The organism is Enterobacter cloacae complex sp. 2015409 (assembly GCF_041365315.1).
In the GTDB taxonomy this organism is placed as follows: domain Bacteria; phylum Pseudomonadota; class Gammaproteobacteria; order Enterobacterales; family Enterobacteriaceae; genus Enterobacter; species Enterobacter pseudoroggenkampii.
The window spans coordinates 403,510-430,090 of record NZ_JBFTVM010000002.1; the positions used below are offsets into that span (position 1 = coordinate 403,510).

Below are 26,581 nucleotides of genomic sequence, written 5' to 3' on the forward strand. Positions count from 1 at the left end.
CCTTAGCGATGTCGAATTTCACGGCGTTCAGCGCGTCCACCAGACGCCTGACGTGGCTGCTGCTGGCGAGCCGCAAGCTGTCTGCTTTGCGCACCGCGCTGCTGCTGCGCCTGCCAGTTCGCGGAGCGGCTGTCGTTGCCGCTCAGCGCATTGGCCCGGGGCTGGCTGTTTCGCTGCTGGAGAGCGCGTTGCTGCGCCGGCTGCGAACCCCGTTTCTCTTGTCTCTGCGCGGTGGTCTGGCGATTTTCTCGCTGCTGCGTGGTGGTTCGCTTCGTTGTCTGCGGTTTGGTGTCGTAACCACGGTAGTTATTGCGCTGGGAAATCTGCTTCAGCTGTTCACTTGAGGCCTGACGCTGCACATCTTTCGTTCCGTTGCGCGCCGTTTGGGGGAAAGTTTTGCCCGTGGATTTCTCCATCTGGCTCAGGGCAGCCTGACGCTGGCTGTCCCGGTTAACCGGTTTTTGCTGCGTTGAACTGAGCCCGGTAGCCGTGCTGGTGGAGTGGAAACGGGTGTTGAGCTGGTTAGTCGGATAGGGCACGCCTTCCCGATAGGCCGGGTTATGCTGCCAGGTACGGTTGGCGTCCGTCAGACGCTGCCCGCTGATTTTATTGAAGTTCTCAACGTTGATATTGATGTTGTTATCACCGTTGCGGTTATAGCCGCCGTGATTATCCCAGTCGTCATGGTGATGATCCCAGTCATCGTCATCATCCCAGTCGATGTTGCTGAAGATGGCATAGGTTGTGGCGACGCCCAGGCTGAAGCCTAAGCCGTTGACGAAGCTGTTGCCAAACTGCTCCCCGGGTGTAGGCGGGAGATAGGTAGGCGGATAGGCGGTGTTTGGCCAGGTCCCGTAAACCGTATTGGGGTTATAGGTGGGGACGTAAACAACCTGCGGATCGGCAGATTCAATTTTGATTACCGTTGGGGCCGGCGCGGGCGTTGCTGCTGTGGTTGTCGTTGTCTCGGTGGTGCTGGTTTTCGCTGGTGCCGGTTTTGTCACGGTGGTGACCGTCTGCTGAGGCGTGGATTGTAAAGCGCCGGTCTTCTGTGCCAGCGCGCGCAGGCGTTGAACGGAATCCATTACGTCCTTCGGCTGCGCGAGAAACGCATCGCCCAGATTTTGTACCCACGGCGGGTTTTCACCCATCAGGGACATGAGCTGAGGAAACGCGACCAGCGATTTTACGCTGGGATCCCAGGGCTGGCTGGCAACGGCCTGAATCGCGGCGTCCCCTTCCATTTTAGGGTTGTCTTTTGACCACTGCGCCGCCTGGATCACGTTGGCCGGGTAAGTCGAGGCCATCAGGATTTGCGACAGCAGGGCATCCGGGTAGAGCGCGATGGGGGCAACCCACTGATCGATTTGCGCGGCAGTATAGGTTGGTGCGGCGACAGGGGCGGGCGTTGGTGCTACCGGTACCGCCGGTGCCGCTGGTTGTTGTGCGACGGGGGCCGGCGCAACGGGTTCCGTTGCACGACTTTTGACAAACATGACGCCTGAGGCGGCAAGCAGCCCGGCACTGCACAGAAGGACGAGCAGATGTGGCTTAAAGGGCAACTTCATAAAATGACTCCAACGAGACAAGCGCTGTGCCGTGAGGCGTTACGGTTGGCGTGAGTATTATTCACCCGTCTTTTACTGTTTTGACTTTTATTGGGAAGCGTCCGGTACGTCCGGATAAAGATTGTGAGTATTTATTACACAATTATATGCGATGCGGGAAAAACCGAAGGGAATTCAGAAGGCCGCTCTTACGAGCGGCCAGCAGCTAGTTGCCGAGGTTGACGACAAACAGCACCGTGATGTCGGATATGTTCCAGCCACCGTGCAGCGCGGTTAGCAGTAAACCGGTCACAACGATCAGCGCAGTGATTCGCATCTCCATTGCGTGCGTTCCTGTAAAGGCTACGCGGGTTCATTCTTCACCGGGAAAGGCAGAACCAGGCAAGTTGGGATTGCCGCGTAGGTTACGGAACTGCTCCCGGGCCCGGTGACTGGTTGCTACACCAGCGAAGCAGGCCGAGAGGAAGAGTAATCGACTCAGTAGTCATTCTGAAGGCGAAAAATGAAGTGAAACGAATTTTCATTCGAAACAGGAAGGCGCTACGCAAAATTGACATAATGGCTTGCAAGCCAGCGGGGCGTGATGCAAAATTCATTGCGTTGGGGTTGCCGCAAATCTGCCAACACGGTGTGCTACCATCGCAAGGCAACAAATAAACCGCTATCAGGCGGTTTTTTTGTACCCAAAATTCGTCTTGTCTCCCCGCTACACCATGCTTAACGATTCAGCAAATTTTTTAATGTTGCTTTTTTGTAAACGGATTAACACTGTGCAGAAATCCTGCTATGCTGCCCGACGCGGTATCGGGCATTTACCCTACAAACTGCTGTCTCACAGGAGCGTGAAGAGAACGCCCGCCGCATATGACAATGAGAGCGAGGAGAACCGTCGTGCTAGAAGAATACCGTAAGCACGTAGCAGAACGTGCCGCCGAGGGAATTGTACCCAAACCTTTAGATGCAACCCAAATGGCCGCGCTCGTCGAGCTGCTGAAGAACCCGCCTAAGGGCGAAGAAGAATTCCTGTTAGATCTGCTGATCAACCGCGTACCGCCTGGCGTAGATGAAGCTGCCTACGTAAAAGCCGGATTCCTTGCTGCTATCGCCAAAGGCGAAGCCACCTCCCCACTGGTTACTCCTGAAAAAGCCATTGAACTGCTCGGCACCATGCAGGGTGGTTACAACATTCATCCGCTGATTGACGCGCTGGATAACGACAAGCTGGCGCCGATTGCCGCTAAAGCGCTCTCTTCCACGCTGCTGATGTTCGATAACTTCTACGATGTAGAAGAAAAAGCCAAAGCAGGCAACGTCTATGCGAAGCAGGTGATGCAGTCCTGGGCGGATGCCGAATGGTTCCTGAACCGTCCTGCGCTGGCTGAAAAAATCACCGTTACCGTCTTCAAAGTGACCGGTGAAACCAACACCGATGACCTCTCTCCGGCACCGGACGCGTGGTCTCGCCCGGATATCCCTCTGCACGCCCTGGCGATGCTGAAAAACGCCCGTGAAGGCATTGAGCCGGATCAGCCTGGCAGCGTTGGCCCGATCAAACAGATCGAAGCCCTGCAGAAAAAAGGGTTCCCGCTGGCCTACGTGGGTGACGTTGTAGGTACCGGTTCTTCCCGTAAGTCCGCCACCAACTCCGTGCTGTGGTTCATGGGTGACGACATCCCTCATGTGCCAAACAAACGCGGCGGCGGCCTGTGCCTCGGCGGTAAAATTGCACCGATCTTCTTCAACACCATGGAAGATGCGGGCGCCCTGCCGATCGAAGTGGACGTCTCCAACCTGAACATGGGCGACGTGATTGACGTTTACCCGTACAAAGGTGAAGTGCGTAACCACGAAACCAACGAGCTGTTGGCGAGCTTTGAGCTGAAAACCGACGTGCTGATCGACGAAGTGCGTGCCGGTGGCCGTATTCCGCTGATCATCGGCCGTGGCCTGACCACCAAAGCGCGTGAAGCGCTGGGTCTGCCGCACAGTGATGTATTCCGTCACGCGAAAGACGTGGTGGAAAGCAATCGCGGTTACTCTCTGGCGCAGAAAATGGTCGGTCGCGCCTGCGGCGTCGCCGGTGTTCGTCCTGGCGCATACTGCGAGCCGAAGATGACCTCCGTAGGCTCTCAGGACACCACTGGCCCAATGACCCGTGACGAACTGAAAGACCTGGCGTGCCTGGGCTTCTCTTCCGATCTGGTGATGCAGTCCTTCTGCCACACTGCGGCGTATCCGAAGCCGGTTGACGTAACCACGCACCACACGCTGCCAGACTTCATCATGAACCGCGGCGGTGTTTCCCTGCGTCCGGGCGACGGCGTAATTCACTCCTGGCTGAACCGCATGCTGCTGCCGGATACCGTGGGTACCGGCGGTGACTCCCATACCCGTTTCCCAATCGGTATCTCCTTCCCGGCGGGCTCCGGTCTGGTGGCGTTTGCTGCGGCGACGGGCGTGATGCCGCTGGATATGCCGGAATCGGTGCTGGTGCGCTTCAAAGGTAAAATGCAGCCGGGTATCACCCTGCGCGACCTGGTTCACGCGATCCCGCTGTATGCGATTAAACAGGGTCTGCTGACCGTTGAGAAGAAAGGGAAGAAAAACATCTTCTCTGGCCGTATCCTGGAAATCGAAGGTCTGCCGGATCTGAAGGTTGAGCAGGCGTTCGAGCTGACCGATGCCTCCGCTGAGCGTTCAGCTGCGGGCTGTACCATCAAGCTGAACAAAGAGCCGATTATTGAGTATCTGAACTCTAACATCGTGCTGCTGAAGTGGATGATCGCAGAAGGCTACGGCGACCGTCGTACGCTGGAGCGTCGTATCCAGGGCATGGAGAAATGGCTGGCCGATCCGCAACTGCTGGAAGCTGATGCTGACGCAGAGTACGCGGCGGTGATCGACATCGATCTGGCGGATATCAAAGAGCCAATCCTGTGTGCACCGAACGATCCGGACGACGCGCGTCCGCTGTCCGAAGTTCAGGGCGAGAAGATCGACGAAGTGTTCATCGGATCCTGCATGACCAACATCGGCCACTTCCGTGCGGCTGGCAAGCTGCTGGATACCCACAAAGGCCAGCTGCCAACCCGTCTGTGGGTGGCGCCGCCAACCCGTATGGACGCGGCTCAGCTGACCGAAGAGGGCTACTACAGCGTGTTTGGTAAGAGCGGGGCGCGTATTGAAATTCCTGGCTGTTCCCTGTGTATGGGCAACCAGGCGCGCGTCGCCGACGGCGCGACGGTGGTTTCCACCTCGACCCGTAACTTCCCGAACCGTTTAGGTACCGGTGCGAACGTCTTCCTGGCCTCTGCGGAGCTGGCGGCGGTTGCGGCGCTGATTGGCAAACTGCCAACGCCGGAAGAGTACCAGACCTTTGTGGCTCAGGTGGATAAGACCGCGGTGGATACCTATCGCTACCTGAACTTCGACCAGCTCTCTCAGTACACCGAGAAGGCCGACGGGGTTATCTTCCAGACGGCGGTATAAGCAGCAAAACCGTCTCCACGAGACGGTTTTTAGTGTTTGCACCCTCTCCCGTGGGAGAGGGACGGGGTGAGGGCATCAGGCCGCAGGGTCTTGCTCTCACCTTTTTATTTTCATTCCTCCCACCTCTCACGCTTTTTTTCTTCCTCGCTGCTGCGATAATTACCTTAATGGCTTTGCAGAGGAAAACACTATGGATTACGAATTTCTGCGCGACATCACCGGAGTGGTGAAAGTGCGTATGTCGATGGGCCACGAAGCCGTTGGACACTGGTTTAACGAAGAGGTGAAAGAAAATCTCGCACTTCTTGATGAGGTTGAACAGGCGGCAAATACGGTGAAAGGCAGTGAACGCTCCTGGCAGCGCGCCGGTCATGAATACACGCTGTGGATGGACGGTGAAGAGGTCATGGTGCGCGCCAACCAGCTCGAGTTTTCAGGTGACGAGATGGAAGAGGGGATGAGCTACTACGACGAAGAGAGCCTGTCGATGTGCGGCGTAGAAGACTTCCTTCAGGTGGTGAATGCCTACCGCGAGTTTATGAAACAGCGGTAACTTCCCGAAGCGTCCCTGCTCCGGGTAACACTTACACGGCCGGAATATTACGGCCGTAGTAGATCTCGCGCATTTCTTTCCAGAGCAGGTCGGTAATCGCCTTACGCTCTTCTTCGCTCAAATCTTCCGGCTTCGTGTGGAACATATAGTGCTTAAGGTCGAATTCCTTAAGTAACATCTTGGTATGGAAGATGTTTTCCTGGTACACGTTCACGTCCATCATGTCATACAGCGATTTCATGTCTTCGGACATGAAGTTCTGAATAGAGTTGATTTCGTGGTCGATGAAGTGCTTCATGCCGTTGATATCACGAGTAAAACCGCGCACGCGGTAATCAATCGTGACGATATCCGATTCCAGCTGATGGATGAGATAGTTCAGCGCGTTCAGCGGGGAAATCACGCCGCAGGTCGACACTTCAATATCGGCGCGGAACGTACACAGCCCACCTTCCGGGTGACTCTCCGGGTAGGTATGGACGCAGATATGGCTTTTATCCAGGTGGGCAACAACCACTTCCGGCAGCGGGCCCGGATGTTCCGTTTTGTCGATAAGCTTAGGATCGACCGGCTCTTCGCTGACCAGGATGGTCACGCTGGCGCCCTGGGGTTCATAATCCTGTCGGGCGATGTTCAGGATGTTGGCGCCGATAATGGAACAGGTTTCTGACAGGATCTCGGTCAGACGGTTGGCGTTGTAGAGTTCGTCGATATAGGCGATGTAACCATCGCGTTCTTCCGCTGTTTTGGCATAGCAGATATCGTAAATACAAAAACTCAGGCTTTTCGTCAGGTTGTTAAAGCCATGCAGTTTAAGCTTTTTCAATTAGCTCACCCCCTTAGTGGATAATGCGTCTTGCAGGTACTGCGGCAGAGCAAACGCTGCGGTATGAATAGCCGGATTGTAGTATCGGCACTGAAGACCGGCCTGATGGAAGCGGGCCTGAATAATTTCGGTGGAAAGATGACGTAATACATCGTTATCCGTCGCCCAGGCAAAGGTCATGATCCCGCCGTAGTACGTCGGAATAGCGGCCTGATAGAAGCTGACATCATCGAAATAGGTGCTGAGCTTACGATGGCTATCCAGCGCTTCATCCTGCTGCAGGAAGCAGACGCCATTTTGGGCGACGAAGATCCCGCCCGGGTTCAGGCAGCGCTTGCAGCCCTCGTAGAAGGAGGAGGTAAACAGTGACGCGCCGGGGCCGATAGGGTCGGTGCAGTCGGAGATGATCACGTCAAAGGTCTGTGAGGTCTGGTTAACGAAGTTAACGCCGTCGTCAATCACCAGGCTAAAGCGCGGATCGTCGTAGCTGCCGGCATTGTGGTTGGGCAGGTACTGGCGGCAGAAAGAGACGACGCCCGCATCGATTTCCACCATGGTGATGGTTTCAATGGCGTGATGGCGGGAAACTTCACGCAGCATTGCGCCGTCGCCACCGCCGATAATCAGGACATGCTTCGCGTGGCCGTGCGCCAGCAGCGGGACGTGGGTCATCATCTCATGATAGATAAACTCATCTCGCTCGGTGGTTTGCACGACGCCGTCCAGCGCCATCACGCGGCCAAAGGCAGCATTCTCGAAGATGATCAGATCCTGGTGATCGGTTTTCTCATGATAGAGCACGTTATCAACGGCAAAGTACTGACCAAACTGGTCATGCAAGGTTTCATGCCACAACGTGTGGTCGGCCATAGCGAACTCCTCCTGTGTAAACATCCGTTACGCTCACAAAAAATGAGCGAAACATGATAGCTAACTCTAACCGCGGTTGCACGGTCAGGGTTCAACAGGGGGCGTCGGGAAGGTTATTTGACGTAGGCGAGCAGGCTGAGTGAGTCGCGAGCCAGCGCTTTGCATTTTTTGGCAGTGGGAATACCAATACCGCTTAAGTCGCGGTAGCTGTCTTCGCCGAGCGCCTTCATGTCGAAGCTGTCGTAGTTGCTGAGATCCCACTGGTTCTGCTGGGCAAAAAAGACCAGCGCGCGGCGAATTTGCCCGTTGGGTAAATTCTGGTAGCCGCAATCATTTTTCAGGAATACAAAAACCGCCGTTAAATCGGCCATATCTTCCGCTTCATTTTCACTTAGCGCATAGCTGTTCGCACACATTGCCATCAGGCTACCGAACAAAATTGTCCTGAAAAACGTCTTCATTGCTTCTACCACTTCTTCACGGAAAATTAACGTTAGCATACTTGATGCCAGTGCGACGATCTTTATTATTGCCGCTTGACTTGACCTTCCGGTAAGGGGAGGGTTTATGCTCAAAAGATCGCCTGCTGGAAATAAGGAAATGAACATGCAACGTCGTGATTTTTTAAAATATTCCGTTGCGCTGGGTGCTGCCAGCGCATTACCCCTCTGGAGCCGCGTGGTTTTCGCGGCTGACAGGCCTGCCTTACCCATCCCTGACTTGCTGACCGCGGATGCCCGTAGCCGTATCAAGCTTGTTGTTCAGTCCGGCAACACGCTGTTCGGTGCGGACAACGCGACGACCTGGGGCTATAACGGCAATCTGCTCGGCCCGGCGCTACAGCTGCGCAAAGGGAAAGCGGTGACGGTGGATATCCACAACACGCTTGCCGAAGAGACGACGCTGCACTGGCACGGGCTGGAAGTGCCGGGTGAGGTAGACGGCGGGCCGCAGGGCGTCATCAAAGCGGGCGGCACGCGCAGCGTCACCTTTACGCCCGACCAGCGCGCGGCAACCTGCTGGTTCCATCCGCATCAGCATGGCAAAACGGGCCATCAGGTGGCGATGGGGCTGGCGGGACTGGTGCTGATTGAAGACGACGAGAGTCGCCTGCTGCGCCTGCCGAAACAGTGGGGCATCGACGACGTACCGGTGATTGTGCAGGACAAGAAATTCACCGCGGACGGGCAAATTGACTACCAGCTGGACGTGATGAGCGCGGCGGTAGGCTGGTTTGGCGACACGCTGTTGACCAACGGCGCCATTTATCCTCAGCATGCCGCGCCGAAAGGCTGGCTGCGCCTGCGTCTGCTGAACGGCTGTAACGCGCGTTCACTCAACTTCGCCACCAGCGATAAGCGTCCGCTGTACGTAGTGGCAAGCGACGGTGGACTTCTGCCGGAGCCGGCAAAAGTAAGCGAACTGCCGATGCTGATGGGCGAGCGCTTCGAGGTGCTGGTGGATATCAGCGACGGCAAGGCGTTTGATCTTGTGACCCTGCCGGTTAGCCAGATGGGGATGGCGGTCGCACCGTTTGACAAGCCGCATCCGGTGCTGCGTATTCAGCCGTTACTGGTGACCGCTTCCGGCACGCTGCCTGATACGTTAACCACTCTGCCAGCACTCCCGTCGCTTGATGGGCTTACGCAGCGTAAGCTGCAGCTCTCCATGAACCCGATGCTCGATATGATGGGCATGCAGGCGCTGATGGCGAAATATGGCGATAAGGCGATGGCGGGGATGCATCACGGGCAGATGATGGGTCATATGAATATGGACCACGGCAAAATGGGCGGCATGGGGAACATGGATCACGGCGACCATGGCTTTGATTTCCACAACGCCAATATGATTAACGGCAAAGCGTTCGACATGAACACGCCGATGTTTGCTGCGACAAAGGGTCAGTTTGAGCGCTGGGTGATTTCGGGCGAAGGGGACATGATGCTGCATCCGTTCCACATTCACGGTACGCAGTTCCGCATTCTCTCAGAAAACGGTAAAGCGCCGGATGCGCATCGCGCGGGCTGGAAAGATACGGTGAGAGTGGAAGGCGGCGTCAGCGAGGTGCTGGTGAAGTTTGACCACGACGCGCCGAAGGAGTTTGCCTATATGGCGCACTGCCATCTGCTGGAGCATGAAGATACGGGGATGATGCTGGGCTTTACCGTATAAAAAAGCCGGATGGTCGCAGGTGCGGCCTGATGCCCTCACCCTGACCCTCTCCCACCTGGAGAGGGAACAAACACAAAAACGGCAACCGAAGTTGCCGTTTTGCATTTTTCCGTAGGCCGGGTAAGGCGTAGCCGCCACCCGGCTTTTCAGTTACTTACTTTCATCAGGCAGCGCATACGCGACGATATAGTCGCCCATCTTCGTGCCAAACGAACCGTGACCACCTGCAGAGATGACAACGTACTGCTTGCCATTTACTTCATAGGTCATCGGCGTAGCCTGTCCGCCAGCCGGCAGACGGCCTTGCCACAGTTTTTCACCGTTGGTCATGTTGTACGCGCGCAGGTAGTTATCTGCGGTTGCCGCGATGAACAGCACGTTACCGGCGGTGGAAATTGGGCCACCCAGCATCGGCATACCCATATTAAACGGCACCGGAACCGGCATCGGGAACGGCATGCTGTCCTGCGGGGTACCAATACGTTTTTTCCACACGATCTGATTGGTTTTCAGATCCAGGCCGGAGATATAACCCCAGGCAGGCTGTTTACACGGCAGGCCAAACGGCGACAGGAACGGGTTCAGCGTTACGCCGAACGGTACGCCATACTGCGGCTGAATACCGGCTTCGGTACCGCTGCCTTTCGCGTCTTTCGGCTGCTCCATTGGGTTGCCCGGACCGCGTGGGATCAGACGGGAAACGAACGGCAGCGCCATTGGGTTGGCAATCGCGACCTGACGGTTCGGGTCAACGGAGATCCCGCCCCACTCGAACATCCCCAGGTTACCCGGGAAGACCAGCGTGCCCTGCTCAGAAGGCGGCGTGAAGATGCCTTCATAGCGCAGCTGATGGAACATCACGCGGCACACCAGCTGGTCAAACATGGTGGCACCCCACATGTCTGCCCCGCTGAGGTCTTTCTTCGGACGGAAGCTCAGATCGGAGAACGGCTGGGTTTTGCTAACGTAATCGCCTTTCGCCGCGCCCTGCGGAACCGGTTTTTCCGGTGCCGGCACAACCAGCTTGCCGTTGCTGCGATCCAGAACGAAGATGTTGCCGGTCTTGGCCGGGGCGTAAATCACCGGAACGGTTTTGCCGTCAACGGTAATGTCCGCCAGCGTCGGCTGGGACGGCATATCCATATCCCACAGATCGTGGTGTACGGTCTGATAGCTCCAGGCCAGCTTACCGGTGGTCGCGTTCAGCGCCACGATAGCGCTGGCATAACGTTCCTGCTCCGGCGTGCGGTTACCGCCCCAGATATCTGGCGTAGTAACGCCCATCGGCAGGTAGACCAGGTCCAGCTTCGCGTCATACGCAGCCGGGGCCCAGGAGTTTGGCGAGTTAAAGGTAAAGGTGTGCTCGTCCGACGGGATCGCGTTTGGATCTTTCGCGCCCGGGTCAAAGGCCCACAGCAGTTTACCGGTATTCACGTCGAAACCGCGGATAACGCCGGAGGTTTCACGCGTGGAGAAGTTATCCGTTACCGAACCGGCAATCACGATGGTTTTATCGGTGATGATCGGCGGCGAGGTTGGCTCATACAGACCCGGCGTGGTGTCCGGCATGTTGGTCTGCAAATTCAGGATACCTTTGTTGGCAAAGGTTTCGCACAGCTTGCCCGTTTCGGCATTGATGGCGAACAGACGGCCATCGTTGACCGGCAGCATGATGCGGCGCGGACAGTCGGCAACCACTTCCGGGCTCGCATTGTCGGCACGCGCTTCGTGGTAAGAGACGCCGCGGCAGGTGACGTGCTGGAAGGACGGGTTGGAGTTCAGCTGCGGATCGAAGTGCCATTTCTCTTTACCCGTGGCCGCGTCGAGCGCGAACAGACGCTGGTGCGCCGTACACAGATAAAGCATATCGCCGACTTTAATTGGCGTCACTTCGTTGGTCAGCTCGCCCGGATCGTTCGGCATCTTCAGGTCGCCGGTACGGAATACCCAGGCTTCTTTCAGGTTCTTAACGTTGTCCGCGTTGATCTGCTTCAGCGGAGAGTAGCGTTGACCTTCCTGATTACGACCATAGGCAGGCCAGTCGCCGTCCGCCACCTGCGAGATAGCCGCCGCAGGCGTCGATTCTGCGTTCAGCGTACCGTTGATCTCCTGCGGGTCGTTAAAGCCGGCCCATGTCAGGATGCCGCCGGTAATCAGCAGGGCAACAACCAGGCCCGCCACAGCACCGCTGGAAGGCACAATCAGGCGACGCCACACGAACGGCAGGATCAGCCAGATACCGAAGAAGACCAGGATGTCGCTGCGCGGCGTCAGCGCCCAGAAGTCAAAGCCAACTTCCCAGACGCCCCAGATCATGGTGGCAAGAAGGAGTGCGGCATACAGCCACAGTGCAGATTGTTTTCTACGCCAGAGCAGGACGGTTACGCCAAGCATAACCAGGCCCGCAATCGGGTAGTACCAGGAGCCGCCGATCGCGACCAGCCAGACGCCACCGATTAACAGATACAGCGCGCAGAAGGCTGCGAACGCCGCTGTTAATGTCACCAGTAGACGCGGCTGTTTAGAGTTTGTTTCAGCCATAGAAAGTGTACTCGTCAGTTTTTGTTAATAATTTGCTAGCAACTAATTATAGGTATTAACAAGTGTGATCGGAATCACAATATTTGCTTTTTATAACTCATACGCCAGGGTTATCCATTTGCTGATATAATAGCTGGCTTGCGTATCAGTGCTGGATATTAACTCATCCGTATTGAGAGATTTTCATCAAAATCATTTGGTTAGTAATATGAAACATACTGTTGAAGTGATGATCCCGGAAGCCGAGATCAAAGCGCGTATCGCCGAACTGGGTCGTCAAATCACCGAACATTACAAGGACAGCGGCAGTGAAATGGTGCTGGTCGGTCTGTTGCGCGGCTCTTTCATGTTCATGGCGGACCTGTGCCGTGAAGTGCATGTGCCCCATGAGGTCGATTTTATGACCGCCTCCAGCTACGGCAGCGGCATGTCCACCACCCGTGATGTGAAAATCCTGAAAGATCTGGATGAAGATATTCGTGGCAAAGATGTGTTGATCGTTGAGGATATCATCGACTCCGGCAACACGCTGTCAAAAGTGCGCGAGATCCTGAGCCTGCGTGAGCCAAAATCGCTGGCGATTTGCACCCTGCTGGATAAGCCTGACCGCCGTGAAGTGCAGGTGCCGGTAGAGTTTGTCGGTTTCTCTATCCCGGACGAGTTCGTCGTCGGTTACGGCATTGACTACGCGCAGCGCTATCGCCATCTGCCGTATGTTGGGAAAGTGGTATTGCTGGACGAGTAATTGCGGGCTGATGCCCTCACCCCGGCCCTCTCCCACAGGGAGAGGGAGAAAATCCCCGGCTTTATTTATGGTTCACATGCTTAAGCTGAAGGTTGGCAATTCCCGAACGGTAACGCTGCTCCAGCGTTTCCCGGTTGGTGGCGGTCACTTCCAGATTGCGCAGCAGACCGTCGTGAATGCCGTACGCCCAGCCGTGGATCGAGACCTTCTGCCCGCGTTTCCACGCCGATTGCATGATCGTTGAGTGGCCCAGGTTATACACCTGCTCCATCACGTTGAGTTCGCACAGGGTATCCATGCGACGCTCCTGCGGCATTTCGCCCAGCAGTGAGCTATGTTTGAACCAGATGTCGCGGATGTGCAGCAGCCAGTTATCAATGAGCCCCAGTTCCGTGTTTTCAACCGCCGCCTGCACGCCGCCGCAGCCGTAGTGGCCGCAAATGATGATGTGCTCGACTTGCAGAACATCCACGGCATACTGAACAACAGAAAGACAGTTGAGATCGGTGTGAATCACCAGGTTAGCCACGTTGCGGTGAACAAACAGTTCGCCGGGCTCGAGGCCGGTCAGGCGCTCCGCCGGTACGCGGCTGTCGGAGCATCCAATCCAGAGAAAGCGTGGGTTTTGCGCCTGCGCGAGTTTTCCAAAAAATCCGGGGTCTTCCTCCACCAGCATTTTTGACCATAGTGCATTGTTGCTGATGAGTGTATCTATGTTGTTCATGGAGGTTAGCGACCTGTAACCGAGTAATTGCGTTGCGCTACTATAGGGTAACCCGACTTTTAATGAAACCACACAACGTGTGTCAGAACGGAAGGTAAGTTAATTTCATGGCAATTGCACTGGAGCTTGAGCAGCTTAAAAAAACCTATCCGGGCGGCGTTCAGGCGCTGCGCGGAATAGATCTAAAAGTAGAGGCCGGTGATTTTTATGCGCTTCTGGGGCCGAACGGGGCGGGGAAATCGACCACCATTGGGATCATCAGTTCGCTGGTCAATAAAACCTCCGGCCGGGTGAGCGTCTTTGGTTATGACCTGCAAAAAGATGTGGTGAACGCCAAGCGCCAGCTGGGTCTGGTGCCGCAGGAGTTCAACTTCAATCCGTTTGAAACGGTGCAGCAGATCGTCGTTAACCAGGCGGGTTATTACGGCGTCGAGCGTAAAGAGGCCCTGGAGCGGAGCGAAAAATACCTTAAGCAGCTCGATCTGTGGGAAAAGCGTAACGAACGCGCGCGGATGTTGTCCGGCGGGATGAAGCGCCGCCTGATGATTGCCCGCGCGCTGATGCACGAGCCAAAGCTGCTGATCCTTGATGAGCCGACGGCGGGTGTCGATATTGAACTGCGTCGTTCTATGTGGGGCTTCCTGAAAGATCTCAACGACAAGGGAACCACCATTATTCTGACCACCCACTACCTTGAAGAGGCTGAAATGCTGTGCCGTAACATCGGCATCATTCAGCACGGCGAGCTGGTGGAAAACACCTCGATGAAAAACCTGCTCTCCAAGCTGAAATCAGAAACCTTCATTCTCGATCTGGCGGCAAAAAGTCCGCTGCCGAAGCTGGAAGGGTATCAGTATCGTCTTGTCGATACCTCGACGCTGGAAGTGGAAGTGCTGCGCGAGCAGGGCATCAACAGCGTGTTCTCGCAGCTGAGCGCGCAGGGTATTCAGGTCTTAAGTATGCGTAACAAAGCGAACCGACTGGAAGAGCTGTTTGTCTCTCTGGTGCAGGATAAACAAGGAGACAAGGCATGACGCATCTTTACTGGGTCGCGCTGAAAAGCATCTGGGCGAAAGAGATTAACCGCTTCATGCGCATCTGGGTGCAAACCCTGGTGCCGCCGGTCATCACGATGACGCTCTATTTCATCATCTTCGGTAACCTGATTGGTTCCCGGATTGGTGAGATGCACGGCTTTACCTATATGCAGTTTATCGTGCCGGGCCTGATTATGATGGCGGTGATCACCAACGCCTATGCCAACGTGGCGTCGTCATTCTTCAGCGCCAAGTTCCAGCGCAATATTGAAGAGCTGCTGGTGGCGCCGGTACCGACGCACGTCATTATCGCCGGCTATGTCGGCGGCGGCGTGGCGCGCGGGCTGTGCGTGGGGATCCTGGTCACGGCGATTTCGCTGTTCTTCGTGCCGTTCCAGGTGCACTCCTGGCTGTTCGTCGCGCTGACGCTGCTCCTGACGGCGATCCTGTTCTCGCTGGCCGGTCTGCTGAACGCCGTGTTCGCCAAAACGTTTGACGACATCAGCCTGATCCCGACCTTCGTGCTGACGCCGCTGACCTATCTTGGCGGGGTGTTCTACTCCCTGACGCTGCTGCCACCGTTCTGGCAGGCGCTGTCGCACCTGAACCCGATTGTCTACATGATCAGCGGCTTCCGCTTTGGCTTCCTCGGTATCACTGACGTGCCGCTGTTTACCACGGTGGCGGTGCTGGTGGTGTTCATCATCGCCTTCTACCTGCTGTGCTGGTATCTGATCCAGCGCGGACGCGGTCTGCGTAGCTAATCTTTTGCCCGGCGACATTCTGTTTGCCGGGCACTTTCTTTGACAGTTATCACCGAAAGCTAACCTTCACTCCGCTAAACTACTTGCCTGCTAAGGAGAGAGTTATGCTGGGATGGGTTATCACCTGCCACGATGAACGGGCGCAGGACATGCTGGACAAGCTTGAAGCCAGATTTGGCCCGCTGGCGCAATGCCGGGCGGTAAATTACTGGCGCGGGTTGAGCACCAATATGCTGAGCCGCATGATGTGCGATGCCCTGCATGAAACGGACACCGGTGATGGCGTCATTTTTTTGACCGATAAATCGGGCGCGGCGCCTTACCGCGCAGCCGCTTTGCTGAGCCATAAGCATGATTGCTGTGAGGTGATCTCGGGCATCAGCCTTCCATTACTTGAAGCGATGTATCCGCAGCGTGAAACGTTAACCAGCGCCGGGTTCCGGAACGCTATCGTCGCGCAGGGTACACCGGATGTCAGCAGCTTGTGGCATCAGCAGCAAAAAAATCCTCCTTTCGTCCTGCTCCATGATCTGTATAAGAATTAAACGTTGGTATTGATGTCGCTTTTGCTACAATGGCATAAGTATTTCCGCTTCGAATAAGACCCTCATGTTCACGCGTATTGTTTTTCTGTTGTTGATGTTCGTGTCCGGCACTTGTTCTGCCAGTTTATTAAGTCAGCAAAGACTGCCTGCCCAATATATGCAAACCACCGAAGATGCGGCGATTTGGGCGCAGGTCGGCAACAGCGTCATTAACGTCGGCAATGTGCGGGCAGGGCAGATCCTTGCGGTGGTACCTGCGGCGGCGGACTACTATGAATTCCGCTTCGGATTTGGCACGGGATTTATCGACAAGGGACACCTGGAGCCGGTGCAGGGTAAACAGCGCGTCGAGGATGGGCTGGGAGATCTAAATAAACCGCTGAGCAATCAAAACCTGATAACGTGGAAAGACACGCCCGTTTATAACGCCCCGAACAACGGTAGCGCACCCTTCGGCACTCTGAGCAGCAATCTGCGCTATCCGATCCTGAACAAGCTTAAAGACCGACTGAATCAGACCTGGTTCCAGATCCGCATCGGCAACCGCCTGGCATGGATCAGCAGCCTGGACGCGCAGGAAGATAATGGTATTCCGGTCATTACCTATCACCATATTTTGCGCGACGAGGAGAACACCCGTTTCCGCCATACCTCCACGACCACCAGCGTGCGGGCCTTCAGCAACCAGATGACCTGGCTGCGCGACCAGGGCTACACCACACTGACGATGTACCAGCTGGAAGGGTATGTGCGTAACAAAATGAACCTGCCGGCGAAATCGGTGGTGATTACCTTCGACGACGGCCTGAAGTCCGTTAACCGCTATGCTTACCCGATCCTCAAAGCGTATGGCTTTAAGGCGACGGAGTTTATTATCTCCTCGCGCATCAAGCGCCATCCGCAAAAATGGGCGCCGAAATCCCTGCAGTTTATGAGCGTGTCGGAACTGGAGCAGATGCATGACGTTTTCGACTATCAGTCCCACACGCACTTCCTGCACCGCGTTGACGACAACCATCAGCCCATTCTACTGAGCCGCAGCTACCACAATATTTTATTTGATTTTAAGCGCTCGCGACGGGATCTGGCGCAGTTTAACCCGCACGTGCTTTACCTCTCGTATCCGTTCGGCGGCTACGACGATAAGGCGATTAAAGCCGCGAATGACGCCGGGTTTCATCTGGCGGTGACGACGGTACGCGGGAAGGTCAAACCGGGGGATAATCCGTTCTTACTGAAGCGACTGTATATCTTAAGAACGGATTCGCTGGAGACGATGTCGCGGCTGATCAGCAATCAGCCGCAGGGGTAGTTTACAGATAATTAATCGTAAAGGTAGCGAGGGCAACAAAGTTACCAGGTCTAAGCTCTGCTCCGTCTTTTCTTAACGATGCCTGGAAAGGAAGATCGTTACTGGCACTAGAGCCGACTTCGGGTAACGGCACGTAAATATAGTTTGGGTCATTGATAAAGGGTTCGCCATGACCGCTTGGGTTTGCAGAAAATTTCTGAGCAATAGATACGCCAATCCCGGCAGCGACATCTGGACCTGACAATGTATTTATCAAGATCTGTCCAGGGGTAGTACCTGTGACTTTGGAAGATGAAACCCGATAATTTATTGCGACTACATTATTACAGCCCCTGAGCTGTAAATTAAAAGTCTGAGATGGGTAGTACCCGTCTCTCATTGTTGAAAACATGATTTCACCGAAATCGACATTATTTGTACCGTTGTTAACGACGGCCGTTTGGCACGTTGACGCGGCAATAGGGATACTGAACGTTGCGGGAGTGACATCAAACCACCAGGGTTGGTTATCCGAGTCTGTATGGCCACCAATTGACATGCCGCCGATTCTTTTCGCTTCCTTAGGTGTAATCATGGTTATGCCCGTAGGGTTACCGAGATACTCGCTGGTTTGAATCAGCTTAATTTGTGCTTTCCAGTCGTGACTTGCCGCGCCAGCGTGCACGGGCAAATCTTGCCATTGGCCATTCATTGTGGCCTGAAAATAGGAACCCGGGTTATTATCAGAGTAGATCCTGACCGCGTAGTAAATACCCGTAACATTGGTTGGCCACATATCACCGTCTACACCACCAATGGCATCATAGACGATGTTAGACATCTGATCGCCATCATTACCACTGTCACAGTCAGACCATAGTGCAGGGGTGAGGCTGGCATTGTAAGGGCCGCCTATTTCATACCCACCACTGGGGAATTGTCCCTGGGGTACAGGACTAAAGTAGACTGGTGAACCGGCTATTGTATTCACGATAGTGGATGAGCCTCCCTCGCCACGCGCGCCAAAGTGACATTCGGCCCTCGCATAGCCCTGTACCAACAGCAAGGCTATAACAGCGATTTTTATCAGGATTGCTTTTGCTGAAAATCCATTTAATTTCATATAGATAACTTTGCCTGTTCCATTTAATTATATGTCGCATTCACGACGACTCGGCTGGCCACTGTCCCTGCGGTTACCGGACCGGTATTTTGCAAACGGGCATAGAAATCATATTCTGTTGCCCACTCTGATTTGGCAGTTAGCGCGACGCTGGAACTGCCATCAGAATTCAGCACGTTGGTATTGAGCTCTTTTGAAAAGATAACAATACCGGTGTTGCCAGCGCCGCCTTCGGCAGGGCTGGTTTCGTTGATGAATACCTGCCGGCTGCCGGCAGGAAACTGCTTGCTCTGAGGTTGAAAGCTGAAGTTAAGGGTATTCACACTGGTTCCGGCACCCAGACAGCTGTCAATTTTTACCGTGAATGCCGTGCCGGAATCCGCATCTGTTGGCTGCAGACGTGAACTTCCATCTGTGTTGTAAAACCAGCTTTTGCCCACCGTTGGCAGATGGACTTGTCCATCCTCGGGAATCGACACCTGACAGGTGGTTTCAATGATATTGGCACTGAGCGTAATGTCCATGCCTGTCTCTTCAGACAGACATGGGGCAGACCAGCTTACGCTCATGAGTCCTGCTATCACCAGGAGACTTCCCAGGACATGATTGTTCGTTATTTTGGTCATCGCGGTACTGCCCCTGTACTTAATTACTGATAGGTCACGAGAAAAGTAACGGGTGCGCTGGCTTCACCTGGCGTTACCTGGCTGATAGTTTTGCCCTTGGCCAGGACGATTCGAGCCGTCATATCAACATTCGTCGTTGAACTGCTGATTGTAACCGTCTGAGGCATCCTTCTAGCGTTATCACAGATCATCAACGTGCCGTTATCTACATTACCTTTCCAGACTTCAAAGCCAGTGGAGTGACCGGCAGCGAAAGAATCGCCATCCGCATTTCCGCCGGAACATCCTCCCCCTGTACCTGGCGTCGCGGTTATGGTTGCCGATTTCACACCAGCGCAACCGCTGAAGGCAATTTTAAACGGCTCGCTGCGGGTCTGGGCAACAAGGTCTGACTTGAAGACATCGCCAAAGGCCAGGGTGCTGATCGGCTGACCGCCAGCATTCTGGATTTGTGCCGAACAGGTACCGGCTTCAATGGTAGAGGTAAACGTCGCCTGCACGTTTGTGGTGCCGGTGATTGCACTTGCTGCAACGCTAAACAGACCGGTGGAAACGGCCAGCGCAATCAGAGTGGAAGATTTTTTGTTCATTGTCGCGTTTCCTTCCGCTTATTGATATTCAAAGTTAAATGTGGCAATTGCACTGAAGCTGCCGGTTGTTGCCTCGCCTGCTTTTGTTTCAACCAGACGCGCTATCAGGGGAACTTCCTGGCCGCTGATCTCTCCTCCTGTCCATACCAGACGTTCTGCATCTACTGTTGAGTTGATGGTAAACGGTGCTGTTGGTGCAGAGACGCGAGCAATAGAAACCCCCATGTTGGCAGCAGGTGTTACAGACGCTGTGTTTGCAATCGCTGTAACCATATTGGCGGACTGGCTGCCCGCAATGGTGGTTTTCAATCCTGCAAGGCTGGATGGACATTCAATGATTTTCAGCTTGAATGTGGTGCTCGCTGTATCTGCTCCGCTGCTAATATCAGCCAGCGACGTTTTACCTGCGGCACCAATCGGAATGGTGTTTTTTTGACCATCACCCGTTCCGCCTTCAATGGCCATATCGCAGGTCGTTTCACGCAGCGTGGCGGTGAAGGTCACGTCCAGACTGGTGCTGCCAGCCATGGCTTGCGCGCTTAAGGCCAGCAGAACTACTGCGCAAAGGCTTGTTTTCTTCATTAAAAATAACTCCATGTTATAAAACGATTACATCTGACAGGACTGGTTATCCAGCATGGTTGTCAGACCCACTTTCCGGGTAGATGAGGTGGTGTTATAGGTCACAGTACAGGTGCTGTTTGCCTCGCTTCCCCAGACAACACGTAACGTGCCGCGATCGTCGATACCACGCACATATGCTTGGCCTGCCTGGCCAACGGAACCGACGGACTGGCCTTTATCGTTCTGGACATCCGCCCCCAGCGGAATAAAACCGTTGTCAGAACGATGCAGGTCCAGCAGCATTGAGCGTCCCTGGTCGGTTTCGAAATCCACGCGAACAATGGCGCCGCTGCGCGGCACGGCAACTGTGCTGGTGTTTTTGACTTCCACGTCTGATTCCAGTCTGGAAATATCAATCCCGACGGTGTTCTCACGGTAAGCCGACAGATAAGGCATGATTGCGTAACCTGAACTTCCAATAACGCCGTCCCCTACCGTCAGCTGGGCCCCTTTCGCCCCAGGCGCGCTTACCAGCGCCAGTGTATCGGTGTCGCCAATGCTGCCTGGAGCCAATGTAATGCCGCCTGAGTGCACCAGCATTCCTCCGCTGTAGCTCAGAGAGTACTGCTGGCTGCTGTCATCAGAGGCAGAGGCAGATAAGCTCAAGGGACCATATGGGCTGCTGTAACTGCCATAGCCGCCTATTTGGTTAAGATCGCCGCTGTCGGCATGGCTGGTACTGGTATTGACGCTGTAGCTGAAACGGTAATCGTCGGAGTTGCCATTTGCGCTGGTGTTAAACGCCGAACTGTCTTTGAAATCTGAGTTCACGCTCATGTTCACGCTGGAGAAACCGCCTGGATGTTTGCCGTGACCAAACAGGTTTTCCAGAGGGATACTGAGGTTCACGTAGACGCTGTCATCTTTTGCGCCATATGCATCGTAGCTGCGCTGTAATGAGACGCTATAACTACCCAGCCAGAATGAGCTGTTGTAACCCATCGAATACTGAGAAGTTGAGCTGGAATCAGTCCAGTAATCCTGCCAGCTGCCGGTGATATATAACGAGCCGTAGTTCTCCTTGCCGGATGACAAAGGTTGGCTGATGTTGACCTGCACCTGGTTTTTCATACGCTGGAAGCTGTTGTACACGTCTTCGTTCGTATGGTCGGGGTTACGTGATTTATCGCGATATTTCACGTCATCCGCCAGTGATGCCGCGTCATTCAGCGTCAGATAGTTCTGCGTTGAGAAGCGATAGGCCGCCACGTTAAACGAGGTGTTGGTATCGGTAAGCAGTTTGCTCCAGGAGACGCGATAACTCTGGCCGCTCAGGTTATCGAGACCGTCGATATTGGCATCAGAATGGGTGACATCCAGTGCAAAGGCTCCGATCGGGGTGTTCATGGCGATCCCGATCAATCCAGATACGTAACCCGTGTCCATATACTGGAAGCCAGTGTAGCCGGTAAAGGTGTTGTTTATCCCGTAATAGCCTGTGGCATAACCCAGACGCGGCTTATCGCGAAGACTGTCATCGTTAAGTTCGCCGACGCCGATATCCCAGCGGCTATAGCCCGGGCGAAGCATTTGACTTACGGAAGAGTAGGGCACGGAAAATGTGCGAGTACTTCCGTCCGATTCTTCGATGGTAACAACCAAATCACTCCCGTAACCGGTTGTGCTGAGATCGTTGAGTTCAAATGCTCCCGGTGGAACGGTTGATTCGAATATCTTGTTCCCGCTTTGTGTCACGGTCACTTTGGCGTTACTTTTTGCGACGCCACGGATGGTCGGGGCGTAGGTGGAGATCCCCCCTGGCAGCATGCGATCGTCGTTATACATTCTCACGCCACGCAGGCTGAAGGAGTTAAAGGTATCGCCGCGAGTAAAAGAGTCACCTAACAATAACTGGGCGCGTAACGGCGTAATATCACGTTGCAGGTAAATATCCTGGCTGGAGTAATCCGAACCATCATCATGGCTCCAGTTGAGCGTACCGCGTGAGCGCAAACGCCACGGGCCCATGTTGAGGCCATATTTGAGGCCGGCGTACGCGGTATCACGTGCACCGTCGGTGCTGTCTGAATGCCACGCGTTGAGATCGTAAGAGAGCATTCCGGCGGTAATACCATCTTCCCACAGAGACGGGTCAACATAACCATTCGGGCGACGTTCAACAAAAACCTGCGGTACGACCAGGCTTAATTCCTGCGTCGCGGCATTGAAGTCCCAGGAAGCCCCTGTTAAGGCCTCACTAATATTGATACAGACTTCTTTACCCTCTTCGAAATCCTGATCACCTAACACATTTTTGAGCGCGTCGGCTTTAATACCGATCTGCATCAATAACTTAGGTATAAAACAAGGCGTTGCTCGCGGGGTTCCGTTTTCTTTAAACGTGAAGTCAGTGAGTATTTTTTTTTGCCCGTTCAAAACGAGTTGTGTTTTAAATGTTCCTGGAATAACGGGATTCCCGCGAGAAAAGCGGCTAACGTCAATATTGGCTCCTGTATTAAACAGGAACTGATCGTTGAATTCGACCTCTTCACTACCAGAAGATGGCGCAGGCGTTTTGTCAGCGGCAAAAGATGCTGACTGGAACGCTGTGCATATGGCAATACAAAGAAATGAGCGGCGAAATAACATTGCTATTACTAATCCGTTAGCTGCTAATAATAAAGAACAAATAATTATTTTTATTCAATTGACGATTGCGTCGCGCTTATCTGCACCGCCAAAATCATTGATTGACGTAAAGGTGATTTTACTAATCTTTGCCGAAACCGCGGTTTTCAGGTCATAAGACTGGCTGGCAAATGGCGCAACAACGTGAGGTTCTAATTCAATTTTCTTACCGCCCACGGTCGTTTCAATTTTGGCAATAGATACATAGAATGGTGAATCATTGCGCGCGATTAAAGCATTAGACTGCTGAGACCATTGCAACTGGGCAGCTGCCGTTGTCGGGTCGCCTTTCAGACCATCTGGGCGGAAAAACATCTTGATACGCGTACGGAAAGCCAACTGCAGCATGTTCTGACTATCCGCCTCTTTCGCTTTGGGCGGCACTTCCAGTACGTTAAACCAGTACATGGTCTCTCTGTCTTTTGCCATTGCCTGTCCTAGCCATGTAATACGGACGGTCTGCCCCTTTGCGGGATCAACACGTGAAACAGGAGGAGTGACGATAAACGGCAGCTTTAACTCTTGTGGGTTAGTAGTATCGCGACCATCATCAAGCCAGGACTGAACTAATAGTGGTTTATTACCACGGTTTTCCATATTTACGGTCACATCTTTGGCCGATTCAGGGTAAATGACTCGCGTGCCAGAGATAACAATATCGGCAAATGCTGAATGTGAAACTGAAAAAACAGCACTTAACATCAGTGCGGTAAGACAGGTTTTAATCGGGCGCATAATTTTAATCCTTTAAAATAAAAATGCGCCCACCTCATCCGTGAGCGCATATATCAGAGATAAACTCTTATTCGTAGCTCATGGTGAAGGTTGCGTTGCTGCTCACCTTACCAGACGTGATGTCGTTAGTACCTTTAACCCATGCAGCGCCTGGAACGTATGCAACACGGTAAGCCAGAGTGCCTTCGCCAGCAGTCAGCGTCGCAACCTGGGTATTGTTCGCAGGCTGGCCAATCATGATACGATCGGTGTTTGCGCTGGTGTTGTTAAACAGAGCCAGACCAACGTTGTCAGCATGACCCGCAACAGTTGGGTCTGCTTTCAGGGTGCCGTTAGACAGATCAGCGAACTGCTGAGAGGTAAAGATTGCGGATGCAGAGGTTAGTGTATCCGGGCACTGGCTCATATGCAGTTCGAACTCTTTGGAACCGATGCCAGCATCAACAGTGGTTTTTTCGAGGTCAGCTTTTTTAACAACAGGCAGAGTTATGGTCACGTTGTTTGCATCAACACCGTTATTCGTAGTGATAACGCAAGTGGTATCAGAAACAGCACCGTCAAAAGTGATCAGGCCAACATCGGCAGCCATTGCGGAAACAGAACCCATTGCCATAACAGCTACAGATGCAGCCAACACAGTTTTCTTAAACATATTTACAATATCCATTTATTAAATAAAGTTATTCAAGATAATTATGGTTTTCTCCCATAAAGCGAAATGAATATAATATTGTTTTCTGAGGGTTGGTATTTAAAAGAACTTTAGAGTGAATTTAGGTTAATTAAATTGAGCTGTTTTTTATTGAAAATCAAGGAGGTGAGTGATGAGGGGTGATGAATATTGTGGAAAGGAATGACCAAAAAGCAGAAAAATTAGAACGTAATAGTAGGAATACTAACAAAAATGAATGTTTGTATATAATAAATCTTATATTTCTTCATGTTTATTTAGTCTTATTATTGCTGGGGGTGATGTATCTGTTTCATTATAAACGCGATAACAGCGAAATAAAGAGCAGGACTGTCCTGAATATAACAGTCCTGTGAATAGGTCAGGCAACCTGAACCGGAATCGCCTTTGCGGTGCGCTTCATTTCATTGTCGCCTTCGAAGTAGGCCACTTTAGGCTGCCAGCGCCGGGCTTCTTCGTCAGACATCATCACGAAGCTGGCGATAATCACAATGTCGCCCACGTCTGCACAGTGCGCGGCTGCGCCGTTAACGGAGATGATTTTAGAACCGCGCTCGGCGGCAATCGCGTAGGTAGAGAAGCGTTTACCGTTATTCACGTTCCAGATATCGATCGCTTCGTTTTCAAGGATGCCCGCAGCATCGAGGAAATCCTGGTCAATGGCGCAGGAGCCTTCATAGTGCAGGTCGGCCTGGGTGACTTTCACACGGTGAAGCTTACCTTGCAGCATTTTGCGAATCATTACGTTTACCTTTAATTATCAAGGGCGAGAACTACGCCAGCTCAACCACTTTATTATCAATCAGACGAGCCTGGCCAAGCCATGCCGCTACCAGGATCACCGCACGTTTGCTGGTTTCCGTAAATTCCAGCAGCGTATCAGCATCACGAATTTGTACGTCGTCAGCGCGAAGACCTTTATCGTTCAGCGCCTGTTCGGCGAGGGCGACGATCTCTTCGACGGTCAACTCTTTTGCCAGAACCTGCTCCGCCATGGTGTTCATGACCTTGCTTAAGCCCGGCGCGATTTTACGCTGTTCAGCGGTCAGGTAGCCATTTCGCGAACTGAGCGCCAGACCGTCTTTGGCACGTACAATCGGTACGCCGACAATCTCAATATCGTAACCCATATCCGCGACCATTTTGCGGATCAGCGCCAGCTGCTGGAAGTCTTTCTCGCCAAAGCAGGCAACGTCCGGCTGTACCAGGTTGAACAGCTTGCTGACGATGGTGGAAACGCCACGGAAATGGCCCGGGCGGCTGGCACCTTCGAGCATGGTGGAAATCCCCGGGACGTCAACGTAGGTTGCCTCTTCAGTACCCTGCGGGTAAACATCCGCCGGTGCAGGTGAGAAGACGATATCCGCATGGCGTTTTTTGAGCTTCTCGCAATCTTCCTGCAGGGTGCGCGGATAGCGCGCCAGATCGTCGGCGCGGTCAAACTGCATGGGGTTCACGAAGATACTGACCACCACGATATCTGCCCGCGCGCGGGCTTCGTCGACGAGCTTCATGTGGCCGTCATGCAGATTGCCCATGGTTGGGACCAGTGCGATACGTTTACCTTCCTGACGCGCGCGGCGGATATGCTGGCGCAGCAGCGGCAGGGTTTCAATGATTAGCACAACGAGACTCCTTAATGGAAACTGTGTTCTTCACCCGGGTAAACACCGGATTCAACGTCGGCAATATACTGCCTGACCGCAGCGCGCATGTCGCCCGCTTCGGCGAGGAAATTTTTAGCAAATTTCGGGATGTGTCCGCCGGTGATACCGAAGGCGTCGTGCATCACCAGAATCTGACCATCGGTGACGTTGCCTGCACCAATACCAATCACCGGAATGGACAGCGCGTCGGTGATGCGTTTCGCCAGCTCAACCGGCACGCACTCCAGCACCAGCAGCTGGGCGCCTGCGGCTTCCAGCGCCAGGGCATCATCCAGCAGCGTCTGGGCTGCATCGCCGCGGCCCTGCACCTTATAGCCGCCGAAGATATTCACGGATTGCGGCGTCAGGCCTAAATGGCCGCAGACCGGCACGGCGCGCTCGGTGAGCATCTTCACCGTATCAACCAGCCAGGCGCCGCCTTCAATTTTGACCATATTGGCACCGGCGCGCATCACTGCCGCCGCGTTTTCGAATGCCTGTTCCGGCGTGGCATAGGCCATAAACGGCAGATCGGAAAGCAGCAGGCAGGCTGGGGCGCCACGGCGCACGGCGCGGGTATGGTAAGCGATATCCTCAACCGTCACCGGCAGGGTGGAATCATGTCCTTGTACCGTCATCCCTAACGAATCTCCGACCAGCATGACGTTGATCCCCTCTTCGGCAAACAGTTTGGCGAAGCTGTAGTCATACGCGGTGATGGTGGCGAAGCGTTTTTTTTCCTGTTTGCATTTCTGCAGTAAGGAGATGGTGGTTGGTTTCATACTGTTTC

Annotated in this window: 24 protein-coding genes; 8 read left to right on the forward strand and 16 right to left on the reverse strand. The window is 53.9% G+C overall.

Annotation, left to right across the window (positions count from 1 at the left end; all coding sequences use genetic code 11):
• Positions 1-2: 2 nt before the first annotated feature.
• Positions 3-1,568: a DUF3300 domain-containing protein gene (locus ACDO57_RS15555; protein WP_370884230.1), complete on the reverse strand. Its 1,566-nt coding sequence runs from the start codon at positions 1,566-1,568 to the stop codon at positions 3-5.
• A gap of 891 nt (positions 1,569-2,459) precedes the next feature.
• On the opposite strand from ACDO57_RS15555, the gene acnB reads away from it, so the two are divergent.
• Both acnB and yacL read left to right on the forward strand, forming a co-directional pair.
• Positions 2,460-5,057, forward strand: coding sequence for a bifunctional aconitate hydratase 2/2-methylisocitrate dehydratase (gene acnB / locus ACDO57_RS15560; protein WP_090419034.1), 2,598 nt, complete (start codon positions 2,460-2,462; stop codon positions 5,055-5,057).
• A 190-nt stretch (positions 5,058-5,247) separates the two neighbouring features.
• Positions 5,248-5,610 (forward strand): protein YacL, encoded by a 363-nt coding sequence (gene yacL, locus ACDO57_RS15565; RefSeq protein WP_032649783.1) that lies wholly within the window; start codon positions 5,248-5,250, stop codon positions 5,608-5,610.
• A 31-nt stretch (positions 5,611-5,641) separates the two neighbouring features.
• Here yacL and speD read toward each other — a convergent pair whose 3' ends face one another.
• The 3 genes from speD to ACDO57_RS15580 form a co-directional block, all read right to left on the reverse strand.
• Complete coding sequence (gene speD / locus ACDO57_RS15570) at positions 5,642-6,436, reverse strand: adenosylmethionine decarboxylase (RefSeq protein WP_032649781.1); 795 nt, start codon at positions 6,434-6,436, stop codon at positions 5,642-5,644.
• Positions 6,437-7,306: a polyamine aminopropyltransferase gene (gene speE / locus ACDO57_RS15575; RefSeq protein ID WP_248166015.1), complete on the reverse strand. Its 870-nt coding sequence runs from the start codon at positions 7,304-7,306 to the stop codon at positions 6,437-6,439.
• A gap of 113 nt (positions 7,307-7,419) precedes the next feature.
• Complete coding sequence (locus ACDO57_RS15580) at positions 7,420-7,767, reverse strand: YacC family pilotin-like protein (RefSeq protein WP_014882582.1); 348 nt, start codon at positions 7,765-7,767, stop codon at positions 7,420-7,422.
• A 145-nt stretch (positions 7,768-7,912) separates the two neighbouring features.
• Here ACDO57_RS15580 and cueO point away from each other — a divergent pair, with 145 nt between their 5' ends.
• The gene (cueO, locus tag ACDO57_RS15585; RefSeq protein WP_370884231.1) at positions 7,913-9,481 is read left to right on the forward strand and encodes a multicopper oxidase CueO; all 1,569 of its coding nucleotides are present in this window, start codon (positions 7,913-7,915) and stop codon (positions 9,479-9,481) included.
• Positions 9,482-9,631: 150 nt separating this feature from the next.
• On the opposite strand, the gene ACDO57_RS15590 is transcribed toward cueO, so the two are convergent.
• Positions 9,632-12,022, reverse strand: a complete 2,391-nt coding sequence (locus tag ACDO57_RS15590; RefSeq protein ID WP_090419026.1) for a glucose/quinate/shikimate family membrane-bound PQQ-dependent dehydrogenase — start codon at positions 12,020-12,022, stop codon at positions 9,632-9,634.
• 208 nt (positions 12,023-12,230) lie between these two features.
• Between ACDO57_RS15590 and hpt the strand changes: the two genes are divergently transcribed.
• Entirely contained in the window at positions 12,231-12,767 is a 537-nt protein-coding gene (gene hpt, locus ACDO57_RS15595) for a hypoxanthine phosphoribosyltransferase (RefSeq protein ID WP_008501948.1), read from the forward strand.
• Between the two features lie 61 nt (positions 12,768-12,828).
• Here the strand turns inward: hpt and can are convergent, their stop codons facing one another.
• Complete coding sequence (can, locus tag ACDO57_RS15600) at positions 12,829-13,491, reverse strand: carbonate dehydratase (protein ID WP_008501947.1); 663 nt, start codon at positions 13,489-13,491, stop codon at positions 12,829-12,831.
• A gap of 107 nt (positions 13,492-13,598) precedes the next feature.
• Between can and ACDO57_RS15605 the strand changes: the two genes are divergently transcribed.
• The 4 genes from ACDO57_RS15605 (at position 13,599) to ACDO57_RS15620 (ending at position 17,149) form a co-directional block, all read left to right on the forward strand.
• A complete protein-coding gene (locus ACDO57_RS15605) occupies positions 13,599-14,525 on the forward strand; it encodes an ABC transporter ATP-binding protein (RefSeq protein WP_008501946.1) in 927 nt (308 codons plus the stop codon).
• Positions 14,522-15,292 carry an ABC transporter permease gene (locus ACDO57_RS15610; RefSeq protein WP_023334536.1) on the forward strand — a complete coding sequence of 257 codons (771 nt, stop codon included), beginning with the start codon at positions 14,522-14,524 and terminating at the stop codon, positions 15,290-15,292. The genes ACDO57_RS15605 and ACDO57_RS15610 overlap by 4 nt, the downstream gene beginning before the upstream one ends.
• A gap of 104 nt (positions 15,293-15,396) precedes the next feature.
• Positions 15,397-15,837 carry a PTS sugar transporter subunit IIA gene (locus ACDO57_RS15615; RefSeq protein WP_024907487.1) on the forward strand — a complete coding sequence of 147 codons (441 nt, stop codon included), beginning with the start codon at positions 15,397-15,399 and terminating at the stop codon, positions 15,835-15,837.
• Between the two features lie 64 nt (positions 15,838-15,901).
• Positions 15,902-17,149, forward strand: a complete 1,248-nt coding sequence (locus ACDO57_RS15620) for a polysaccharide deacetylase family protein (RefSeq protein ID WP_370884232.1) — start codon at positions 15,902-15,904, stop codon at positions 17,147-17,149.
• Position 17,150: 1 nt separating this feature from the next.
• Here the strand turns inward: ACDO57_RS15620 and ACDO57_RS15625 are convergent, their stop codons facing one another.
• From ACDO57_RS15625 to panB, 10 genes are all read right to left on the reverse strand, one after another.
• Positions 17,151-18,251, reverse strand: a complete 1,101-nt coding sequence (locus ACDO57_RS15625) for a fimbrial protein (RefSeq protein ID WP_048990218.1) — start codon at positions 18,249-18,251, stop codon at positions 17,151-17,153.
• Positions 18,252-18,274: 23 nt separating this feature from the next.
• Complete coding sequence (locus tag ACDO57_RS15630; RefSeq protein ID WP_073961633.1) at positions 18,275-18,877, reverse strand: fimbrial-like protein; 603 nt, start codon at positions 18,875-18,877, stop codon at positions 18,275-18,277.
• A gap of 23 nt (positions 18,878-18,900) precedes the next feature.
• Positions 18,901-19,467 (reverse strand): fimbrial protein, encoded by a 567-nt coding sequence (locus ACDO57_RS15635; RefSeq protein WP_048990222.1) that lies wholly within the window; start codon positions 19,465-19,467, stop codon positions 18,901-18,903.
• An 18-nt stretch (positions 19,468-19,485) separates the two neighbouring features.
• On the reverse strand, positions 19,486-20,049 hold the full coding sequence (locus ACDO57_RS15640) for a fimbrial protein (protein WP_231103404.1): 564 nt from the start codon (positions 20,047-20,049) through the stop codon (positions 19,486-19,488).
• A gap of 27 nt (positions 20,050-20,076) precedes the next feature.
• Positions 20,077-22,680, reverse strand: coding sequence for an outer membrane usher protein (locus ACDO57_RS15645; RefSeq protein WP_370884233.1), 2,604 nt, complete (start codon positions 22,678-22,680; stop codon positions 20,077-20,079).
• A gap of 54 nt (positions 22,681-22,734) precedes the next feature.
• The gene (locus ACDO57_RS15650) at positions 22,735-23,421 is read right to left on the reverse strand and encodes a fimbrial chaperone (RefSeq protein ID WP_370884260.1); all 687 of its coding nucleotides are present in this window, start codon (positions 23,419-23,421) and stop codon (positions 22,735-22,737) included.
• A gap of 100 nt (positions 23,422-23,521) precedes the next feature.
• Positions 23,522-24,106: a fimbrial protein gene (locus tag ACDO57_RS15655; protein WP_370884234.1), complete on the reverse strand. Its 585-nt coding sequence runs from the start codon at positions 24,104-24,106 to the stop codon at positions 23,522-23,524.
• A gap of 400 nt (positions 24,107-24,506) precedes the next feature.
• A complete protein-coding gene (gene panD, locus ACDO57_RS15660; RefSeq protein WP_003856284.1) occupies positions 24,507-24,887 on the reverse strand; it encodes an aspartate 1-decarboxylase in 381 nt (126 codons plus the stop codon).
• A 31-nt stretch (positions 24,888-24,918) separates the two neighbouring features.
• A complete protein-coding gene (gene panC / locus ACDO57_RS15665) occupies positions 24,919-25,770 on the reverse strand; it encodes a pantoate--beta-alanine ligase (RefSeq protein ID WP_024907496.1) in 852 nt (283 codons plus the stop codon).
• Positions 25,771-25,781: 11 nt separating this feature from the next.
• Positions 25,782-26,573 carry a 3-methyl-2-oxobutanoate hydroxymethyltransferase gene (gene panB, locus ACDO57_RS15670; RefSeq protein ID WP_008501941.1) on the reverse strand — a complete coding sequence of 264 codons (792 nt, stop codon included), beginning with the start codon at positions 26,571-26,573 and terminating at the stop codon, positions 25,782-25,784.
• Positions 26,574-26,581: the final 8 nt, after the last annotated feature.

Excerpts from the sequence above, each read along its gene's own strand:
- ACDO57_RS15555 (WP_370884230.1), bottom strand. The coding sequence starts at position 1,568 with ATGAAGTTGCCCTTTAAGCCACATCTGCTCGTCCTTCTGTGCAGTGCC.
- yacL (WP_032649783.1), top strand. The coding sequence starts at position 5,248 with ATGGATTACGAATTTCTGCGCGACATCACCGGAGTGGTGAAAGTGCGT.
- speE (WP_248166015.1), bottom strand. The coding sequence starts at position 7,306 with ATGGCCGACCACACGTTGTGGCATGAAACCTTGCATGACCAGTTTGGT.
- ACDO57_RS15580 (WP_014882582.1), bottom strand. The coding sequence starts at position 7,767 with ATGAAGACGTTTTTCAGGACAATTTTGTTCGGTAGCCTGATGGCAATG.
- cueO (WP_370884231.1), top strand. The coding sequence starts at position 7,913 with ATGCAACGTCGTGATTTTTTAAAATATTCCGTTGCGCTGGGTGCTGCC.
- ACDO57_RS15590 (WP_090419026.1), bottom strand. The coding sequence starts at position 12,022 with ATGGCTGAAACAAACTCTAAACAGCCGCGTCTACTGGTGACATTAACA.
- hpt (WP_008501948.1), top strand. The coding sequence starts at position 12,231 with ATGAAACATACTGTTGAAGTGATGATCCCGGAAGCCGAGATCAAAGCG.
- can (WP_008501947.1), bottom strand. The coding sequence starts at position 13,491 with ATGAACAACATAGATACACTCATCAGCAACAATGCACTATGGTCAAAA.
- ACDO57_RS15605 (WP_008501946.1), top strand. The coding sequence starts at position 13,599 with ATGGCAATTGCACTGGAGCTTGAGCAGCTTAAAAAAACCTATCCGGGC.
- ACDO57_RS15610 (WP_023334536.1), top strand. The coding sequence starts at position 14,522 with ATGACGCATCTTTACTGGGTCGCGCTGAAAAGCATCTGGGCGAAAGAG.
- ACDO57_RS15615 (WP_024907487.1), top strand. The coding sequence starts at position 15,397 with ATGCTGGGATGGGTTATCACCTGCCACGATGAACGGGCGCAGGACATG.
- ACDO57_RS15620 (WP_370884232.1), top strand. The coding sequence starts at position 15,902 with ATGTTCACGCGTATTGTTTTTCTGTTGTTGATGTTCGTGTCCGGCACT.
- ACDO57_RS15625 (WP_048990218.1), bottom strand. The coding sequence starts at position 18,251 with ATGAAATTAAATGGATTTTCAGCAAAAGCAATCCTGATAAAAATCGCT.
- ACDO57_RS15630 (WP_073961633.1), bottom strand. The coding sequence starts at position 18,877 with ATGACCAAAATAACGAACAATCATGTCCTGGGAAGTCTCCTGGTGATA.
- ACDO57_RS15635 (WP_048990222.1), bottom strand. The coding sequence starts at position 19,467 with ATGAACAAAAAATCTTCCACTCTGATTGCGCTGGCCGTTTCCACCGGT.
- ACDO57_RS15640 (WP_231103404.1), bottom strand. The coding sequence starts at position 20,049 with ATGAAGAAAACAAGCCTTTGCGCAGTAGTTCTGCTGGCCTTAAGCGCG.
- ACDO57_RS15645 (WP_370884233.1), bottom strand. The coding sequence starts at position 22,680 with ATGTTATTTCGCCGCTCATTTCTTTGTATTGCCATATGCACAGCGTTC.
- ACDO57_RS15650 (WP_370884260.1), bottom strand. The coding sequence starts at position 23,421 with ATGTTAAGTGCTGTTTTTTCAGTTTCACATTCAGCATTTGCCGATATT.
- ACDO57_RS15655 (WP_370884234.1), bottom strand. The coding sequence starts at position 24,106 with ATGTTTAAGAAAACTGTGTTGGCTGCATCTGTAGCTGTTATGGCAATG.
- panD (WP_003856284.1), bottom strand. The coding sequence starts at position 24,887 with ATGATTCGCAAAATGCTGCAAGGTAAGCTTCACCGTGTGAAAGTCACC.
- panB (WP_008501941.1), bottom strand. The coding sequence starts at position 26,573 with ATGAAACCAACCACCATCTCCTTACTGCAGAAATGCAAACAGGAAAAA.